Annotated in this window: 14 protein-coding genes, 4 tRNA genes and 1 pseudogene; 12 read left to right on the top strand and 7 right to left on the bottom strand. The window is 58.0% G+C overall.

The annotated features are described in order from the left end of the window. The first annotated feature begins 216 nt into the window (after positions 1-216). The 3 genes and pseudogenes from ACYZUD_RS15465 (at position 217) to ACYZUD_RS15455 (ending at position 3,678) form a co-directional block, all read left to right on the top strand. Complete coding sequence (locus ACYZUD_RS15465; protein ID WP_462024769.1) at positions 217-1,605, top strand: aminotransferase-like domain-containing protein; 1,389 nt, start codon at positions 217-219, stop codon at positions 1,603-1,605. Positions 1,606-1,713: 108 nt separating this feature from the next. After that, positions 1,714-2,769: pseudogene (locus tag ACYZUD_RS15460) on the top strand (methyl-accepting chemotaxis protein); the annotation flags it as partial. A gap of 27 nt (positions 2,770-2,796) precedes the next feature. Continuing rightward, a complete protein-coding gene (locus ACYZUD_RS15455; RefSeq protein WP_462025047.1) occupies positions 2,797-3,678 on the top strand; it encodes a methyl-accepting chemotaxis protein in 882 nt (293 codons plus the stop codon). A gap of 290 nt (positions 3,679-3,968) precedes the next feature. Here ACYZUD_RS15455 and ACYZUD_RS15450 read toward each other — a convergent pair whose 3' ends face one another. Together ACYZUD_RS15450 and ACYZUD_RS15445 are read right to left on the bottom strand one after the other, a co-directional pair. Continuing rightward, positions 3,969-5,237 carry an IS110 family RNA-guided transposase gene (locus tag ACYZUD_RS15450; protein WP_462021435.1) on the bottom strand — a complete coding sequence of 423 codons (1,269 nt, stop codon included), beginning with the start codon at positions 5,235-5,237 and terminating at the stop codon, positions 3,969-3,971. 540 nt (positions 5,238-5,777) lie between these two features. After that, positions 5,778-6,536, bottom strand: a complete 759-nt coding sequence (locus ACYZUD_RS15445; protein WP_462024768.1) for a hypothetical protein — start codon at positions 6,534-6,536, stop codon at positions 5,778-5,780. 393 nt (positions 6,537-6,929) lie between these two features. Between ACYZUD_RS15445 and ACYZUD_RS15440 the strand changes: the two genes are divergently transcribed. The 4 genes from ACYZUD_RS15440 to ACYZUD_RS15425 all read left to right on the top strand — a co-directional run bounded on the left by ACYZUD_RS15440 (position 6,930) and on the right by ACYZUD_RS15425 (position 7,342). Next, positions 6,930-7,005: transfer RNA gene (locus ACYZUD_RS15440), tRNA-Glu, on the top strand. A 2-nt stretch (positions 7,006-7,007) separates the two neighbouring features. Continuing rightward, positions 7,008-7,083, top strand: a tRNA-Gly gene (locus ACYZUD_RS15435). 104 nt (positions 7,084-7,187) lie between these two features. Beyond that, positions 7,188-7,263: transfer RNA gene (locus ACYZUD_RS15430), tRNA-Glu, on the top strand. Positions 7,264-7,266: 3 nt separating this feature from the next. Then, positions 7,267-7,342 (top strand) — tRNA-Gly (locus ACYZUD_RS15425). A gap of 115 nt (positions 7,343-7,457) precedes the next feature. Here the strand turns inward: ACYZUD_RS15425 and ACYZUD_RS15420 are convergent. The 3 genes from ACYZUD_RS15420 to ACYZUD_RS15410 all read right to left on the bottom strand — a co-directional run bounded on the left by ACYZUD_RS15420 (position 7,458) and on the right by ACYZUD_RS15410 (position 9,587). After that, positions 7,458-8,099 carry a LysE family translocator gene (locus ACYZUD_RS15420; protein WP_462024767.1) on the bottom strand — a complete coding sequence of 214 codons (642 nt, stop codon included), beginning with the start codon at positions 8,097-8,099 and terminating at the stop codon, positions 7,458-7,460. A gap of 1 nt (position 8,100) precedes the next feature. Beyond that, positions 8,101-8,871 carry a 2OG-Fe(II) oxygenase gene (locus ACYZUD_RS15415; RefSeq protein WP_462024766.1) on the bottom strand — a complete coding sequence of 257 codons (771 nt, stop codon included), beginning with the start codon at positions 8,869-8,871 and terminating at the stop codon, positions 8,101-8,103. A gap of 89 nt (positions 8,872-8,960) precedes the next feature. Further along, a complete protein-coding gene (locus ACYZUD_RS15410; RefSeq protein WP_462024765.1) occupies positions 8,961-9,587 on the bottom strand; it encodes an alanyl-tRNA editing protein in 627 nt (208 codons plus the stop codon). Between the two features lie 90 nt (positions 9,588-9,677). Between ACYZUD_RS15410 and ACYZUD_RS15405 the strand changes: the two genes are divergently transcribed. Continuing rightward, on the top strand, positions 9,678-10,676 hold the full coding sequence (locus ACYZUD_RS15405) for a LysR family transcriptional regulator (RefSeq protein WP_140676305.1): 999 nt from the start codon (positions 9,678-9,680) through the stop codon (positions 10,674-10,676). A 156-nt stretch (positions 10,677-10,832) separates the two neighbouring features. Here the strand turns inward: ACYZUD_RS15405 and ACYZUD_RS15400 are convergent, their stop codons facing one another. Then, complete coding sequence (locus tag ACYZUD_RS15400) at positions 10,833-11,240, bottom strand: PA2817 family protein (RefSeq protein WP_027924016.1); 408 nt, start codon at positions 11,238-11,240, stop codon at positions 10,833-10,835. A 74-nt stretch (positions 11,241-11,314) separates the two neighbouring features. Continuing rightward, entirely contained in the window at positions 11,315-13,762 is a 2,448-nt protein-coding gene (locus ACYZUD_RS15395) for an acyl-CoA dehydrogenase (protein WP_462024763.1), read from the bottom strand. A 249-nt stretch (positions 13,763-14,011) separates the two neighbouring features. Between ACYZUD_RS15395 and ACYZUD_RS15390 the strand changes: the two genes are divergently transcribed. The 4 genes from ACYZUD_RS15390 to ACYZUD_RS15375 all read left to right on the top strand — a co-directional run bounded on the left by ACYZUD_RS15390 (position 14,012) and on the right by ACYZUD_RS15375 (position 17,180). Continuing rightward, positions 14,012-14,671 (top strand): transglutaminase-like domain-containing protein, encoded by a 660-nt coding sequence (locus ACYZUD_RS15390; RefSeq protein WP_462024762.1) that lies wholly within the window; start codon positions 14,012-14,014, stop codon positions 14,669-14,671. A 43-nt stretch (positions 14,672-14,714) separates the two neighbouring features. Further along, a complete protein-coding gene (locus ACYZUD_RS15385) occupies positions 14,715-15,338 on the top strand; it encodes a glutathione S-transferase family protein (RefSeq protein ID WP_462024761.1) in 624 nt (207 codons plus the stop codon). A 133-nt stretch (positions 15,339-15,471) separates the two neighbouring features. Continuing rightward, the gene (locus ACYZUD_RS15380; protein WP_462024760.1) at positions 15,472-16,404 is read left to right on the top strand and encodes an ABC transporter ATP-binding protein; all 933 of its coding nucleotides are present in this window, start codon (positions 15,472-15,474) and stop codon (positions 16,402-16,404) included. After that, a complete protein-coding gene (locus ACYZUD_RS15375) occupies positions 16,401-17,180 on the top strand; it encodes an ABC transporter permease (RefSeq protein ID WP_462024759.1) in 780 nt (259 codons plus the stop codon). Before ACYZUD_RS15380 ends, ACYZUD_RS15375 begins: the two co-directional genes overlap by 4 nt. Positions 17,181-17,209: the final 29 nt, after the last annotated feature.

Below are 17,209 nucleotides of genomic sequence, written 5' to 3'. Positions count from 1 at the left end.
GAGCGAGCCTGCTCGCGAAGAGGGAGTATCAGCCGACATTAATGTTGACTGATACACCGCTTTCGCGAGCAGGCTCGCTCCCACAGGTTTTTCGTTTGCCTGGGCAATGTGTTTCAAATGGTTAGAACGGTGAGTTTTGGCGGCGTTGTCGCACAGTCCATCGAGCGCTCCTGTGATTAACTGTTTCTCGCAAAACGAACAGGAGTTTGCTTGCTCATGGAATTGAGAATCGATCGACAGGCATTGGTGCCGGTGGTGCAGCAAATCGTCGACGCGCTGGCTTGCTGGCTCCGTCAGAGCGAGATAGTGCCGGGGACGCGTTTGCCTTCTGCGCGGCAAATCGCGCGGGACAACCTGCTCAGTCAGTCCTGTGTCGTTGAAGCCTGTGAGCGTCTAGTGGCTCAGGGGGTGCTGACGTCGCGTCATGGCGCCGGGTTCTGTGTTGCCGCCCCGGCGTTCGCGGCTCAGGGGCAGCAGGATTCCCCCTGGTTCGAGGGCGCAGAGGTGAAACAGGGCGCCGTGGGTGAACTGAAGCTGGGGTGTGGCGGGCTCCCCGAGAGCTGGCGCGAGACGGACGATCTGAGTTACGCGATCCGGGAGGTCAGCCGTACCGACATGGCCGGGTTGTTCAACTACAGCACGCCAATGGGCCTGCCGGCCTTGCGCCAACAAATTATCAAACGCCTGAAACTGCTGGATATCTCGGTGGAGGAAAGTCGGGTCCTGACCACGGCGGGTGCCAGTCAAGGGCTGGACTTGATCGTGCGCACGTTGTTCAAGCCCGGTGATTGCGTGGTGGTGGAAAGTCCCGGTTATTCGATGCTGTTCGAGCTGCTCAGGTTGCACGGGGTCAGCATGATCGAGGTCCGCCGATCTCCGCGCGGGCCCGACATCGAAGCACTGGAGACGTTGCTGCTGAAGTACAACCCACGGGCGCTATTCATCAACAGCTTCTATCACAACCCGACCGGCAGCAGCCTGGCGCCAGCGGTCGCGCAGCGGGTTCTGCAACTGGCCAAAACCCACGGCGTGCTGGTGATTGAAGACGATGTCTACGCAGACTTGCACAGCGGCCCCGGCACGCGGCTTGCGGCGCTGGATAACGATGCCAACGTGATCTACGTCGGCAGCTTTTCCAAAACCCTCAGCAGTTCGTTGCGGGTCGGCTTTGTCGTGGCAGGTGCCGACATTATTTCGCGACTGGCCCAGGTCAAGATGATCAGCAGCATGGGCGCCTCGGGGTTTTGCGAGTCGGTGCTGGCCTGCCTGTTGGCCAGTGGGGCCTACCGCAAGTTGGTACAGCGACAGCGCCAGCGTTTGAACAGTGACCGAGAGGCGGCAATGCAAGTGCTCGAAGACGCCGAGTGGGAGGTTTTCGCAAAGCCTGTCGGTGGCCTGTTCATCTGGGCACGATCGCGTAAGTCCGACTACGCTCAGGTGCGGATGCAGGCACGGCGCTTCGGCGTTTTGTTGTCCTCTGCGACGGCATTCAATCCCTCCGGCGAGTCCAGCGACTGGCAGCGCATCAATGTGGCCTATGCCTGTGATCCGCGAGCCCGGGCGTTCTTTCAGGCCACCGCTCTGGATCGACATCAAGCGTTCTGAAAACGACGTTGGCGTAGCTTTTTGCCATTATTCCGACGCCAGAGACTTGTGCAGATACAAGCCCGTTGCGAATCTGCGTAAACAGACAATGTCAGGGGACTAAGTGCAATGATTTCGGCCGTGCAAGGACGTTTTGCCAACCTCGGTATGGCAAAAAAACTGGGTGTCGGGTTCGTACTGGTGCTGCTGTTGACAGCCCTGGTGGCGGCCATCGGCGTATGGTCCCTGCAAACCATCAGCCACCGTTTCGAGGGGCTCAAGCAGATGTCCTCGCTCAACAGTGGCTTGCTCAAGGTACGACTGCTCGAGCAGGAGTACGCCTTGCACGGCAACCCGAAAACCGTCACGGCCTTGCATGAGGGCGTTGATGGCCTGGTCGCCCTGGCGACCGAGCTCAAGGCTGCGTCTGCGGCGAACGTGCCGGTGATGAATGACGTCGAACAGTCCCTGGGGGCGTACCGCAAGGCGTTTGACGAGTTCGTCTCGCTGAGCCAGGCCAAGGATCTGGCACTGGAAATGGCCAGTTGGTCGGTGTCCAGTGTGGCCAATAACCTTGATGTGTTGCAGGCGGGGCTGGCCGATGATGGCGCCTATACCTTGAAAGAGTCCGAGGGCAAGGACGGCGGGCAATTCATCGAGCAGGCGAATCAGGTCAGTCAGGTGTCACGACTGATGTTGCAGGCCATGAATGAAGCACGTGTGCGGCTGGACCAGAGCCGCAAGGGCGACGACAGCGCCGGGCAGGGCAAGATCGAGCAGGCCGATCAGGCACTGACCCAGGCCGAGCAGTTGAAAACCACGGTCAAGGATGAGGGGTACCAGACGGTCCTCAATGAAGTGGTCGGGCACATTGGTGGTTTCAGCGAAAAACTTGCCGAGTACACCGGCTTGCTGGCGCAGGAAAAGACCGTTTATGAACAGCTGCATCAGCGCGCCGCTCAGGTAGTGGAACGGGTCGATCAGGCCTATGTCGCCGAAGACCAGTCGATGCAGACCGAGCTGAAAAAGAACTCGCTGCTGATCATCGGCTCGTCGGCCCTGGCCTTGCTGGTCGGGTTGATTGCGGCGTGGGTGATTACCCGATTGATCGTAGGGCCGCTGCGCAGTGTGATCCGTGTTGCTCAACAAATTGCCGCGGGCGATTTGAGTGCGACGGTTGAAGTGACCCGCCGAGACGAGATCGGCCAGTTGATGCAGGCCATGCAGCAGATGGGGGCGGGGCTCAGCAGTATTGTCAGCGGTTTGCAGGCGGGCATCGAGCAGTTGGCCAGTTCAGCGCAATCGCTGTCGTCGGTGACCGAGCAGACCAATCTTGAAGTCAGCAGCCAGAAGGAAGAAACCGAGCAGGTCGCTACGGCGATGAATCAGATGACCGCCACCGTGCATGACGTAGCACGTAACGCGGAAGAGGCCGCTCAGGCGGCGCAAACGGCGGACGGCAAGGTTGAAAGTGGTCAGCAGGTGGTGCGCCAGAGCATGGCGCGGATCGAGCAGTTGGCGGATTCGGCCACCTCGGCCAGTTCCAGTATCGAAAGCCTGAGTGCGGAAATCCAGAACATCGGCACGGTGCTCAGTGTCATCAAGAGTGTGGCCGAGCAGACCAACCTGTTGGCCCTCAACGCGGCTATCGAGGCGGCGCGGGCGGGTGAACAGGGTAGGGGTTTTGCGGTGGTGGCCGATGAAGTGCGGGCTCTGGCCAAGCGGACCCAACAATCGACCGAGGAGATCGAACGACTGGTCAGCGCCTTGCGCTCGGCGGCCCAGGCGTCGGTGCAGCAGATTCAGAGCAGTGGCGAGTTGGTGAAGCTGGCGGTGAGTGATGCGTTGCAGACCGAGAGTGCGCTGGGCAGTATTGCGGCGGCGGTGTCGTTGATTCAGCAGATGAACCAGCAGATTGCGGCGGCTGCCGAGGAGCAGAGTTCGGTAGCTGAGGAGATCAACCGCAGTGTGACCAGTATTCGCGCCAGTGCGGATCAGTCTTCGTTGGCGATGCAGGGGAATGCGGCGTCGAGCATCGAGTTGGCGCAGTTGGGGGTTGAGTTGAAGGGGATGGTGGGGCATTTCAGGCTCTGAGGTCTGCTCTATCTGTGGATGACCGGTGATCAAGTGTGGGAGCGAGCCTGCTCGCGAAGGCGGCCTGATAGCCGGCCTGTCTCTTTTGGGTGTCATATCCATTTCTGCGGTAACGGCCGCTTATGGTTTCGCCCTTACGGCGACTCCCTTTTTTACAAACGCCTAAAAAAGGAAGCAAAAAACGCTCGCCCCCAAGCGTCCGGCCCCTCGCTAAGGCTCGGCGTTCCTTCGCTCCGGTATCCATCCGGGGACACTGCCCTCCGGTCTGCTTCACGCCCTGAGGCTTTCCGTCAACACGGTTTTGCCGTCCCCACTACGTTTAGGAGGGAAGAGCCTCGCTGGGCTAGAGCCGTTAAATAGGTTGTTTCGTCATACGGCGTACTGTTCTTCCAACACCGATAAACGATCCTGATCCACTTGAATGCCAATGCTCTGATGGCTGCCGGGTATGAGCAACCTTTAGCCCTCTGCTGCTGATAATAAGCCTTTGCCCAGGTCGATTGATGGACGCTATGCACAGCCCATTCCACAAATGTTTGGCGCAGAAACGTCGCGCATCGATAACGCCAATGAACAACTTTCTTCTTGCCACTGCGTTCTGTTACTGGAGCGATTCCGACATATCTCTGCACGCTATTCGCATCCTTGAAGCGATCACGTTGCTCCCCAAAAGCCACCATGAGACGTGGAGCAAGTTGGGGGCCTGCGCCGGGTAAAGTCTTGAAAAGGCTGTAGTCAGCCAAGCTATTGGCGGTTTTTTCGATCTGGCTATCAAATTGTTTGATCGACTTTATGATCCCCTTCAACTGCACTACCTGGGTTAGAACATACAGCTCTGAGGGCCGAATTACTCCTGGGTCTTCGGTTAGCGGCATGGCCTTGGCGATCAGATCCAAACGTGCCTGATTGAGCTGAGCCCGGCGGACATTGTGCTCGTTGAGAAACTTCAAAATGCTGGTTTGCCGAGCATGTTTAAGTTTTTCAAAGGTTGGCCAGTGCGCTAGGAAATCACAAAACACCAGCGTGTCATGGTCATGGAACAGATCGAGCATCAATGGATAGTACTGTTTGAGCGTGCAGACGATGCGATTGCTGATTTTGACTCGGTCACCCACCAGCCCTCGACGATGTTCGGTCAAGCTTGCGAGTGAACGCATCGCTGAGCTTTGGCGAATAAGTTGGGGAAACCATTTCGGGTGGTTGAGCAGCAGCTCAAGTGCCCATTGAGCATCCGTAGGGTCGTCCTTGGCGCCACTGTGGACGAAGGTTTTGCGGTGTTTAGCCAAGGTGCTCGGATTGATCGGAAACACACAAAAAAACTCGTATTTTTGAAGCGCTGCAACCAACGGCCCTTTGTTCAACTCCACGCCTATCGCGATCTTTCCTCCAAAACGCTGATGCAGAGTCTTGGCCCAGCGATCAATCGATTCTGGCTTGTGTTCAATGACATCGAAATGCCGCTGAGTCTCGCCAGCGATTTGCAGGCAAATGTCGTGCTTGGTATCAGCCCAATCAATTCCGATATAAGCAGTGAATTCTTGATCCAGGAGCGTTTGCATGGAAAGCCTCCACAGACGCTAAAGTAGATGCAGGGACATGCATGCTTGCGTCCAGCGAAGGCGATATAGAGAGCCGTGCGTGGCTTTCCCTGAGAGTTCGTTAGAGGGCGCAAGCGCACCTGTGGTCTCGAAGGTGAAGCCGTAATCATCGAGTGTTTCGCGACGCTATTCGTAGGCCACAGGTGCATGTTCCTTCCTTGATTTCGTGCAGCATCAGTATGGAAGAAAGGAACAGATCACCTATATCGCGACGACCTACATGCAGCGTGTTCGACTGCGTCGAACGGCGCTGTGCGCCACTCCCCGGATGAACACCTCCACTCAGCCTCCCGAAGGGGCGGGTGGATCAAGATCAAGAGCTGCAGGCGAGCTAACGCTCGGCCTGTTGAGTGGTGGAGAAGCGGGTGTACACCGGTCAAATGTGGGAGCGAGCCTGCTCGCGATGGCGGCCTGACAGCCGACCAATCTTTCTGGGTGTACTCGCCATCAAACTCAACCCAAAAAAAAGCCACCTCTCGGTGGCTTTTCTGCTTTTTGGGATCAGTCGTAAATCGCTTTCTTCTTCCAGTCCGCATCCGCCTCGACGTCTTTGAGGCCTTCGGTCAGCTGGTTCACTTCGCCTTCAACCGGTGAGATGTTGTCCATGACCTGTGCGTTGGCCCGGGCCAGGAGTTTTTCCAGGTATTCCAGTTGTTCGGCGTAGACCTGCGGGTCCTGCTGTTTGCGCAGGTATTGCACGCCGCGTTCGAACGCCAGGCGGGCCTGGCCAGGCTGGTTCTGTTGCAGGGAGTGCTGGCCAAGGTTGTTGAAGAATTCGATGTGCAGCAGAACCAGGATGTGGCGAACTTCGCGGATCCAGCGTTTGGCTTCGTTGGTCGGCAGGAAGCCGTCCTGCGCGGCGCGGGTGATCTGGCCGTGCAAGGCTTCGAGCAGGAAGCGTACGTCCTTGGCTTTGGCTTCGGTCTGGATCGGTGCTGGCGGGTTGTTGACCGGGATAGATTCGCCCTGGGCAACCAAAGCGTTCAGTTCGCTGATCCGTGCCTTGAGGTTGGCGCTGGATTTTTCCAGGTGGAGCAGTCGTTGGCAGACGTTCAGTTCCAGTCGGGTCAACAGCAGCTTGAGCGTCGGTGTCATCAACTGACCGGGGAAGGTCTCGGTAATTTCGCCGCAGCGACGCAGGCGATCGTTGAGCTCAACCTTGGCGCGGGCCTTTTCCAGCTTGTTGTTTTCCACCACATGGTTCATGTAGCCAATGGCGATCAATAGTGCGATCCCGGCTACGACTAGCAGGGTGATCATGAGTGGTGTCACCGGTAAGACCTCTTTATGGGGTTCGCGTGCGAGTGTAGTGGCTTGGCATTGGAGCGCATAGGGCCGCTCGACGGGATGAATCGGACATGCTTGTGTTTATATCGGCCGCAACCCTGCTTATATAAGTAATAGCGGGCGAGGTGCACATTGCCATCATCTATTGCGTGGGTGGACTATAACGTCTTGGCGGGTGTCAGAATATAGGCGTCAAACGCCGGGCGACACAAATGCCGGATTGGTGGTCCAAAGCAGGGCGAAGTCATTGATTTAAATAAATTTATATCTGGGGGTTGACGACCCCTCAATCCATCCATAGAATGCGCGCCACTTACAGCGTAAAGCACACAGCGAAACGCGGTAGGCAGTGAATGTTGTACGTGTGTCCCCTTCGTCTAGTGGCCTAGGACACCGCCCTTTCACGGCGGTAACAGGGGTTCGAGTCCCCTAGGGGACGCCAATGCGGGAATAGCTCAGTTGGTAGAGCACGACCTTGCCAAGGTCGGGGTCGCGAGTTCGAGTCTCGTTTCCCGCTCCAATTTTAAACAGTGTTGCTTTCGGGCAGGGCTGAGTGAAACCAGAACCAAATCTTCGGATGCGGGTCTGGGCACCGAAACACACACCATGTGTTCCGGGCAGCGTGTCCCCTTCGTCTAGTGGCCTAGGACACCGCCCTTTCACGGCGGTAACAGGGGTTCGAGTCCCCTAGGGGACGCCATTTGCGGGAATAGCTCAGTTGGTAGAGCACGACCTTGCCAAGGTCGGGGTCGCGAGTTCGAGTCTCGTTTCCCGCTCCAAATTCACAAAAACGCCGCTCATTGAGCGGCGTTTTTGTTTGCGTGTTATTCAGGTTTCACACAGTAAAAAGGCCCGCCAGTCAGACTGAGCGGGCCTTTTACATGTTTGGCGGTTTTACATCGACAACATCAAACGCCCTGCAAACAAGATCAGAATCACGCCCATCGTCCGCTCGAACCAGTGCCCCATGCGCATAAACAACAGTCGCACCCGGGCGCTGGAAAAGAACAGCGCAACGATGACGAACCACAAAGCATTCACGAAACACATCCACACACCGTACAGCGCCTGAATCTCTAGCGGTGTCGTGGCGCTGATGATTGTGGTGAAGATCGCCAGGAAAAACAGCGTGGCCTTGGGGTTGGTGGCGTTGGTCAGAAAACCTGTGGTGAACGCTTTCAGCAACGTTTGCTCGACCATCGCTTCGTCTGCAACTTTGTCGCCCTCCAGCACGGATTTGGGTTTGCTGCGCAACAGGCTGACACCCAAGTACAGAATGTAGGCGCCGCCCACGACCTTGGCCACCGTCAACAGCCAGGGTGTGGTGTGCATCAATGCACCGACGCCGAGCAGGGTGTAAAGCACGTGCACGGAAATACCCGCGCCGATGCCCAGCGCCGTGCAGATACCCACCAGTCGGCCGAAACGCACGCTCTGGCGGATGGTCACCGCAAAGTCAGGTCCGGGTGCGACCACGGCCAGAAAGTGGATAGTCGCCAGCGCCAGAAACTCGCCCAGGTAATTCGAAAGCTGCATCTCAACTCCAGAAAGTAAGGGGTGAAGCATTGCCGCGATAGCCGACAAAGAAGGAAAGGCTCAATCGCGGATCGGCCACACCCGGTGTCACCGAGTGCATGCGGCGCGAATTGAACATGATGAAATCACCGGGCTCAGGGCGAATTTCCAGGGTCGGAAGGCCGAGCAGGGCCGGATCGATGCCGTAACTGTCGCCACGCATTTCGTCGAAGTGGTCCGGGGAAATGTCGTGGTCCCACATCTGCAATGCGCCACCTTCGGTGGGCATGTTCAGGTAAACGTTGCAGGCGAACTGCGCTTCCAGGCTTCTGGCCTGAAAACTGTCGGGGGCGTCCTTGGCGAAAATGTCGTGATGGGCCAGAAAACACACACCGGGTTTCACCACCCGGGAGAGCCCGACATACATCTTGCGACCGTAGAGGTTTTCCAGGTGTGCACCCGCCGGCCAAGACTCGTCGAGCATGCAGCGCAGGGTGTCGACCGGCGATGAGTAGGGCGCACACCGGCTACGCAATTCCGCAATGTTGCGGGTGGCGCGTTCGAAGTAATCCTCGATCAACAGTGGCTGGTTTTCCGCTTCGTAAAACGCCATGCCGATGCGACCGATACTCGGCGCATTGATGTAGCCTTCGAAACCCGGGGCGAGGATCTTGTCACCGATCTGAATCGCCAGCGGCCGGGGCAGGAAGCCTTTGACGCGGATAGCGAGGACTTCTTCGTTGGCCAGTTTTTTTATGCACGTCTCATCGAGACGCTCGACGTCAAGCATCATGGTTTAGGTCCATCTATCAGATAGTCAACGGAGCCCGCGAATGCGGGCTCCCCGGCGTCAGGCGATGCCACTCGGCATCCCCCAAAAGCTCAGTCCACGCTGTAGTGGACTGACAGCGTTCCTTTCTTCTGCGAAACAGAAGCAATCGTGACCGTGCCCAAATCCTTCAGGCTACGGACATGGGTGCCGCCGCAGCCGTAGGCGGGCAGTTCACCGAAACCGATTTCCCGGGCGCCTTCGCGCAACGAAGTCAGGCGCGGCAGGTCATGGGCGATCCATTGTTCGATGCCGTATTCAATGGTCCGGGCATCAACATCCTGTGCCGAATCCGCCGGTTTGAACTGCACGCGTCCTTCGCCGGGCCAGTGATGCGCCTTGATCGGCATCCAGCCCATGGCCTGTACGAAGTGGCCGATCAGATGACCGGCCGAATGCATGCGTGTATTGAACTGGCGACGTTGCTCATCGACGCGAATCTGGGTCATGCCGAGTTTTACCGGGCGGTCGACGAAATGAATGATCCGGTCCGGATCCTGGACTACGCGCAGGACTTGGCTTTCGCCGATCCAGCCGGTGTCGAAGGGCTGCCCGCCGCCCTGAGGGTGAAAAAGTGTTGCACGCAGTACCACGGCGAATTCGTTCTCGTGGGGTGTGCAATCCAGGACTTCCACATTGGCCTTGAGGTCATCACTATGGAAAAAGAGGCGAAGCGTCATATTCCATGCCCTCATTAAAGTTTCTGTTTTTATTATATGAAGCGTGGAATTGCGTGATAATCCGTTCAAACATCAAAGGACTGTTGCGCTGTGAGCATAAATCTTCCACTGCCGCTGCTCGGTGAAATGGCCATTTTCGTCAAGGTCGTCGAGACCGGCAGTTTTTCCGAGGCGGCTCGTCAATTGGGGTCTTCGCCCTCGGCGGTCAGTCGCAGCATTTCGCGGCTGGAGAAAGCGCTCGCCACCCGTCTGTTGCAACGAACCACGCGCAAGCTGCGCCTGAGCGATGGGGGCGAGGAGGTATTCAAGCGTTGCCAGGAGATGGTCAGCGCCGCCAAGTCGGTAATGGAAATCAGCGGTCAGTTCACCCATGAAGCGGAAGGGCTGGTGCGAGTCAGCGTGCCCAAAGCGGTGGGGCGATTCGTGATTCATCCGCATATGCCGGAATTTCTGCGCCGTTATCCCAAAGTGGATGTGGAGCTGTTGCTTGAAGACCGTCAGGTGGATTTGATCGACGACAATGTCGATCTGGCGATTCGTATTACCGATCGGCCACCCGCTGGACTGGTAGGTCGTCAGTTACTGACCATCGATCATTTGCTCTGTGCTACTCCGCAGTACCTGGCCGAGCACGGCACACCGACCCATCCCCACGACTTGCTCAACCACAGTTGCATCTACCTGGGCGAAACCCCGAGCGATGCGCGCTGGAAATTCAAGAAAGGCACCAAGGCCGTGACCGTCGGCGTGCGCGGACGTTATGCAGCCAATCACACTGGCGTTCGGTTGGGCGCGGTGTTGCAGCACATCGGGATTGGCAGCCTGCCGTATTTCACGGCCCGTTATGCGCTGGAGCAGGGGTTGATCGTGCAGGTGCTGCCGGACTGGACCTTTCTGGCGTCTTATCACGGTGGCGCCTGGCTGCTGCATTCGCCGACCCGTTATCTGCCGCCGAAGTTGCGGGTGTTGATCGACTATCTGGTGGAGTGTCTGGAGAAGGAGCCGACCCTGAGCAAGCCGGGCAAGCCGAGTGCGTTGGGCAAGGTGGCGGCGCAATATGAGTTGCCCGAGAGTGATGGGTTGTTTTAAGCAAGATCAAAAGATCGCAGCCTGCGGCAGCTCCTACAGGGTGAGCGCGATACCCAATGTAGGAGCTGCCGCAGGCTGCGATCTTTTGATCTTTGTGGCTAATAAAAAAGGCCCGCATGAATAACCATGCGGGCCTTTTGCATTTCCGGGCGTGGATCAGTGCTTGCTGTCGTCGTTCGACATCGCCAGAAGCTGTTTTTCCTGGTTCCAGTCGAACGGTTCATCATTCTGTTCAGCTTCGAAACGACGCTCTTCCAACGCCTGATACAGGTCGATTTCATCATCGGGCATGTAATGCAGGCAGTCACCGGCGAAGTACCACAGCAGGTCGCGCGGGACCAGATGAGCGATTTGCGGATAACGGGTGATGACCTGGCACAGAATGTCCTGGCCCAGGTATTGGCTTTCGATCGGGTCGACCGGCAGCAACGCACGCAGTTCGTCGAAGCGCTCCAGGAACAAGGCATGGCTTTCTTCGGGAACCTGTTCGGCCTCACCTACGGCGACCAGGATGCTGCGCAGGTGGTCGAGCAAGACAAGATGATCGGCAACGACGTTGGACACGAGATAAGTCCTCAAGAGCAAAACGGGCGCGGGAGTATAAAGCTCCCGCGTCCTTTTTCCCATGGTGAGCTGGATCAGCGGACCTTTCCTTTGCCTAGCGCCAGTTCCTTTTTGTCGAAATCATCGACATCGATCACCTTGCGCCGCGCCGCTTCGGCGTCACGCAGGGTCTGCGCCTCCACGGGTTGCAACACACCCGCCTCAAGCGCTGCATCGATGGCGTGCTCCCCGGCGACCGGTTTGACCTGGCCGCTTTTGAGCGCCACATGCAGCTTTTTCTGCAGCGGTTGGGCGGCGTTCAAGAGATTGCAGGCGTGTTGCAAGGCGCCGACCGGGTCATCAACCGATTGTGGACGGTAGCAACCGCCGAGCAGTTCTTCGAGGGTCGGATCGCCCTTGGCACGGCCGATCACCGCAGCCACTTCGGCACCGAGTCTGTCCGACGGCCCTTTGTGGCGGCGACCGAACGGGAACACGATCACCCGCAGCAGACAACCCAGCACCTTGTTCGGGAAGTTGGTCAGCAGTTCATCCAGCGCACGTTCCGACTGACCCAGGCTTTCTTCCATGGCCCAGGTAAACAGCGGCGCCATGTGCTCCGGCGAATCGAGGTCGTGGTAACGCTTGAGCGCGGCAGAGGCGAGGTACATGTTGCTGAGCACATCCCCCAGACGTGCCGACAGACGTTCGCGACGTTTCAGTTCCCCGCCCAGCAACATCATGCTCAGGTCGGCAAGCATGGCGAACGCGGCGGCCTGGCGATTGAGGGCACGGAAGTAACCCTGGCTGAGCTTGTCCCCCGGTGCATGTTCCAAATGCCCGAAGCCGAGGTTCAACACCAGCGTGCTGGCGGCATTGCTCACGGCGAAACCGATGTGCTTGAGCAGCAGGCCATCGAACTCGGTAAGTGCCTGGTCCTTGTCTTCACGGCCGGCGAGCGCCATTTCCTTGAGGACGAATGGGTGGCAGCGAATCGCACCCTGGCCGAAGATCATCAGGTTGCGCGAGAGGATGTTCGCGCCTTCCACGGTGATGAAAATCGGCGCGCCATTCCAGCTGCGACCGAGGTAGTTGTTCGGTCCCATGATGATCGCCTTGCCGCCATGGACATCCATGGCGTGGCTGATGCACTCGCGGCCGCGTTCGGTGAGGTGATACTTGAGGATCGCCGACAGCACCGACGGTTTCTCGCCCAGATCCACTGCGTTGGCGGTCAGCATCCGCGCGGCGTCCATCATCCAGGCGTTGCCGCCGATGCGCGCCATGGCTTCCTGAATCCCTTCGAACGCCGACAGCGGAACGTTGAATTGCTCACGAACCTGCGCGTATTGGCCGGTCACCAGACTGGTGAACTTCGCCGCACCGGTGCCGACCGCCGGCAACGAAATCGAACGCCCGACCGACAGGCAATTCATCAGCATCATCCAGCCTTTGCCGAGCATTTCCTGGCCGCCGATGAGGAAATTCAGAGGAATGAACACGTCCTTGCCGGAGTTCGGGCCGTTCATGAAGGCTGCGCCCAACGGCAGATGGCGCCGGCCGATTTCAACGCCGGCGATGTCAGTCGGGATCAGCGCCAGACTGATGCCGAGGTCTTCCTTGTCACCCAGCAAGTGATCCGGGTCATACGCCTTGAACGCCAGGCCGAGGAGGGTGGCCACCGGACCCAGCGTGATGTAACGCTTTTCCCAGTTCAGACGCAGGCCGAGGGTTTCCTTGCCTTCCCATTCACCTTTGCAAACCACCCCGGTGTCGGGCATCGCACCGGCGTCGGAGCCGGCGAGTGGACCGGTCAGTGCGAAGCACGGAATGTCATCGCCGCGCGCCAGGCGTGGCAGGTAATGGTTGCGTTGTTCGTCGGTGCCGTAATGCAGCAACAGCTCGGCCGGGCCGAGGGAGTTGGGGACCATCACGGTGGACGCGAGGTCGCCGCTGCGGGTCGCCAGTTTCATTGCCACCTGGGAGTGGGCATAGGCAGAGAAGCCCTTGCCGCCATATTCCTTGGGAATGATCAGGGCGAAGAAGCCGTTTTCCTTGATGTGGGTCCAGGCTGCGGGCGGCAGGTCCATGGATTGGCCGATCTGCCAGTCGCTGACCATGGCGCAGAGTTCTTCGGTTGGGCCGTCGATGAAGGCCTGTTCCTCTTCGCTCAGTTGCGCTTTCGGGTAGGACAGCAGTTTGCCCCAGTCTGGACGACCGCTGAACAGTTCACCGTCCCACCACACCGTACCGGCGTCGATGGCGTCGCGTTCGGTTTGTGACATCGGTGGCAAGGTTTTCTGGAACCAGCTGAACAGCGGCGCACTAAAGAATTTGCGGCGCAGGTCGGGCAGCAACAATGGCGCCGCAACGGCTGCGATCAATACCCAGAAAATCAGCAGCAGCCAGCCGGGCGCTCGACTGAAGGCCCCCATTGCCACCACGTAAACGGCAACGATGCACAGGGCGGGCAGGGGAGCGATGCGGCGATGGGCCAAATAGGCAATTCCGACGATCAGAACCAGTATCCACAACAGCAGCATATTTAATCCTCCGTGAAACCAGGGTAAAACCAGCCTTCAGAGCTTAGACGGCATCCGTAAAACAGGGTGGTCAGAACGATGTGATTGAATTCGTGGGAAAACATGGATGAGTTTTGTAGGCCCGGTTGGCAACAAGGCTGGGAAATCGTTCGCTACGTGCGCGGCAATGCGTGCATGTTTGGCCGAAACGTCGTTATCTCTGTGCTGAGCCTGTCGCTAGACTCGTGGCTTCCCAAGGAGATTGTTCTCATGCACGAGTATCTGAGTCCCGGCCGCTTCATCGATAGTGACCATCCGTCGGTGGTGGAGTTCGCCGAAAAACATCGTGGTACCAGTCGCGATCCGCTCGTGCAGGCCATCAATCTCTATTACGCCGTGCGCGAGGCCGTGCGTTACAACCCTTACACGTTCAGCCGCGATCCAGACACGTTGCGTGGAAGTTATGCGCTGACAGCCGGGGAGAGTTATTGCGTCCCCAAAGCCACGTTGCTGGCAGGTGCGGCGCGGCATTGCGGGATTCCCGCGCGTATCGGTCTGGCGGACGTGCGCAATCACCTGTCGACCCCGCGTTTGCTCGAGTTGCTCAAAAGCGATGTGTTCGCCATGCACGGTTATACCGAGCTGTACCTGAACGGTCGCTGGGTAAAAGCCACACCGGCGTTCAACCAGAAACTCTGCGAGCTGTTCAACGTCGCGCCGCTGGAGTTCGACGGGATCAACGACAGCGTTTTCCATCCCTTCAACCGCGACGGCGAGAAGCTGATGGAGTATCTGATCGATCACGGTCAGTTCACCGATGTGCCGGAAGCGTTCTTTTTCGAGCACCTGGAAAAGTGCTACCCGCATTTGTTCAGCGAGCAACTTCCGCTGCTGTTGGGTGACATGCAGAGCGATTTGAGTCGCGCCTGATCCGGCGTATGCTGCCTGCGCATTCATCCATAAAGAGGCGGTCATGCTGAAGATCTGGGGCCGGAAAAATTCGTCGAATGTCAGAAAACCATTGTGGGCCGCTGAAGAACTCGGTCTGGCTTATGAAGCCATCGATGCGGGCGGCGCCTTTGGTGTAGTCGATACGCCAGAGTATCGCGCGATGAATCCCAATGGCCGTGTGCCGGTGATTGAAGACGACGGTTTCGTGCTGTGGGAATCCAACGCCATCGTGCGTTACCTGATGGCCCTGCACGCCAATGGCACCGCCTGGTACCCGACGGATTTGAAGGCCCGCGCCTCTGCCGACAAATGGATGGACTGGACCACTTCAAGTTTTGCCGGCCCGTTCCGTACTGTGTTCTGGGGCGTATTGCGCACGCCGGAAGACCAGCAGGACTGGCCCGCCATCAAGGCCGGGATCAAGGAATGCGACGATCTGTTGTCGATGGCCGATCAGGCGCTTGCGACCCGACCGTACTTGTCGGGCGATGAAATCGGCATGGGCGACATTCCCCTCGGCAGTTTCATTTATGCCTGGTTCGAGATGCCGATCGAGCGTGCGCCACAGCCTCATCTGGAGGCCTGGTATGCACGATTGAAACAGCGTCCGGCGTATCAGAAAGCCGTTATGACCGCGTTGACTTAATACTCACTATCGACACACTTGACTGTACTTGTGTGGCGGCGACAAGCACCATTGCGCTCATGCGCCGCGGTTGCATTAGTTGCCGCCCGCCCTTATTTGTCTCTTTCTTCCCTTCTTGGTGCGTAAATCCGATATGAGTTCCGCTCTGTCCATCCGGCAGCTAACCAAAACCTACGGCAACGGTTTCCAGGCCCTGAGTGGTATCGATCTGGACGTCGCCGAAGGTGACTTTTTCGCCTTGCTCGGCCCCAACGGCGCCGGCAAATCCACGACCATCGGCATTCTCTCGACCCTGGTGAACAAGACCAGCGGAACGGTGAATATCTTCGGTCACGATCTGGACAAGAATCCTGCGGCGCTCAAGCGCTGCATCGGTGTGGTGCCTCAGGAATTCAACTTCAACCAGTTCGAAAAGACCTTCGATATCGTCGTGACCCAAGCCGGTTACTACGGCATCCCGCCGAAAATCGCCAAGGAACGCGCCGAGCAGTATTTGACTCAGCTCGGCCTGTGGGACAAGCGCGATGTGCCGTCGCGTTCACTGTCCGGCGGCATGAAGCGTCGACTGATGATTGCCCGCGCGCTGGTTCATGAGCCGCGTCTGTTGATCCTCGACGAACCGACGGCGGGGGTGGACATCGAACTGCGTCGCTCGATGTGGACTTTCCTCACCGAGCTGAACAAGAAAGGCATCACCATCATCCTCACCACCCACTATCTGGAAGAGGCTGAGCAGCTGTGCCGCAACATCGGCATCATCGACCACGGCACCATTGTCGAGAACACCAGCATGAAACAGCTGCTCAGCCAGTTGCATGTGGAAACGTTCCTGCTCGACATCAAAAATACGCTGCAAGCCGCGCCGCAGTTGCTCGGTTACCCGACCAAGTTGCTCGACGGTCACACCATTGAAGTTCAGGTCGACAAGGCCATGGGCATCACCGCGCTGTTCACCCAATTGGCGCAACAGAGCATCGAAGTGCTGAGCCTGCGTAACAAAACCAATCGCCTCGAGGAGTTGTTCGTGTCCCTGGTGGAGAAAAATCTGGCAAAGGTGGCGTTATGAGTTCCGAGCTGCAACCCAACCTCGTCGCCCTCAATACCATCGTTTACCGAGAGGTCAAACGCTTTACCCGAATCTGGCCGCAGACCTTGCTGCCGCCGGCAATCACCATGGTTCTGTACTTCGTGATCTTCGGCAATCTGATTGGCCGGCAGATCGGTGACATGGGTGGTTTCACTTACATGGAGTACATCGTGCCGGGGCTGATCATGATGTCGGTGATCACCAACTCCTACGGCAACGTGGTCTCGAGTTTCTTCGGCAGCAAGTTCCAGCGCTCCATCGAGGAATTGATGGTGTCGCCGGTGTCGCCGCACATCATTCTGATCGGCTACACCTTGGGCGGCGTGCTGCGCGGGTTGATGGTCGGGATCATCGTGACGCTGCTGTCGCTGTTCTTCACCCATTTGCAGGTGCATCACCTGGGCGTGACCATTCTGGTGGTGGTGCTGACGGCGACGATCTTCTCGTTGCTGGGCTTTATCAACGCGGTGTTTGCGCGCAACTTCGATGACATCTCGATCATCCCGACGTTTGTGCTGACGCCGTTGACCTATCTGGGCGGGGTGTTTTACTCGATCAGCCTGTTGCCGCCGTTCTGGCAGACCGTGTCGCTGGCCAACCCGGTGTTGCACATGGTCAACGCTTTCCGTTACGGCATCCTTGGCGTTTCGGACATCAGGATCAGCGTGGCGATTACCTTCATGCTGGTGGCGACTGTCGTGCTGTATATCGGTTGTGCACGGCTGCTGGTCAGCGGTCGGGGGATGCGTACCTAAGGGGGACCGAGTTGCCTGCCATCGCGAGC

This window comes from Pseudomonas sp. XS1P51 (assembly GCF_054897845.1).
This window is presented reverse-complemented; position numbering and strand designations above follow the sequence as displayed.

What these genes read in the sequence shown, in the direction of transcription:
- ACYZUD_RS15410 (WP_462024765.1), bottom strand. Translation starts at nt 9,587, where the DNA reads ATGACGCTTCGCCTCTTTTTCCATAGTGATGACCTCAAGGCCAATGTG.
- ACYZUD_RS15390 (WP_462024762.1), top strand. Translation starts at nt 14,012, where the DNA reads ATGCACGAGTATCTGAGTCCCGGCCGCTTCATCGATAGTGACCATCCG.
- ACYZUD_RS15465 (WP_462024769.1), top strand. Translation starts at nt 217, where the DNA reads ATGGAATTGAGAATCGATCGACAGGCATTGGTGCCGGTGGTGCAGCAA.
- ACYZUD_RS15420 (WP_462024767.1), bottom strand. Translation starts at nt 8,099, where the DNA reads ATGCAGCTTTCGAATTACCTGGGCGAGTTTCTGGCGCTGGCGACTATC.
- ACYZUD_RS15375 (WP_462024759.1), top strand. Translation starts at nt 16,401, where the DNA reads ATGAGTTCCGAGCTGCAACCCAACCTCGTCGCCCTCAATACCATCGTT.
- ACYZUD_RS15385 (WP_462024761.1), top strand. Translation starts at nt 14,715, where the DNA reads ATGCTGAAGATCTGGGGCCGGAAAAATTCGTCGAATGTCAGAAAACCA.
- ACYZUD_RS15395 (WP_462024763.1), bottom strand. Translation starts at nt 13,762, where the DNA reads ATGCTGCTGTTGTGGATACTGGTTCTGATCGTCGGAATTGCCTATTTG.
- ACYZUD_RS15450 (WP_462021435.1), bottom strand. Translation starts at nt 5,237, where the DNA reads ATGCAAACGCTCCTGGATCAAGAATTCACTGCTTATATCGGAATTGAT.
- ACYZUD_RS15455 (WP_462025047.1), top strand. Translation starts at nt 2,797, where the DNA reads ATGCAGGCCATGCAGCAGATGGGGGCGGGGCTCAGCAGTATTGTCAGC.
- ACYZUD_RS15380 (WP_462024760.1), top strand. Translation starts at nt 15,472, where the DNA reads ATGAGTTCCGCTCTGTCCATCCGGCAGCTAACCAAAACCTACGGCAAC.
- ACYZUD_RS15415 (WP_462024766.1), bottom strand. Translation starts at nt 8,871, where the DNA reads ATGATGCTTGACGTCGAGCGTCTCGATGAGACGTGCATAAAAAAACTG.
- ACYZUD_RS15445 (WP_462024768.1), bottom strand. Translation starts at nt 6,536, where the DNA reads ATGATCACCCTGCTAGTCGTAGCCGGGATCGCACTATTGATCGCCATT.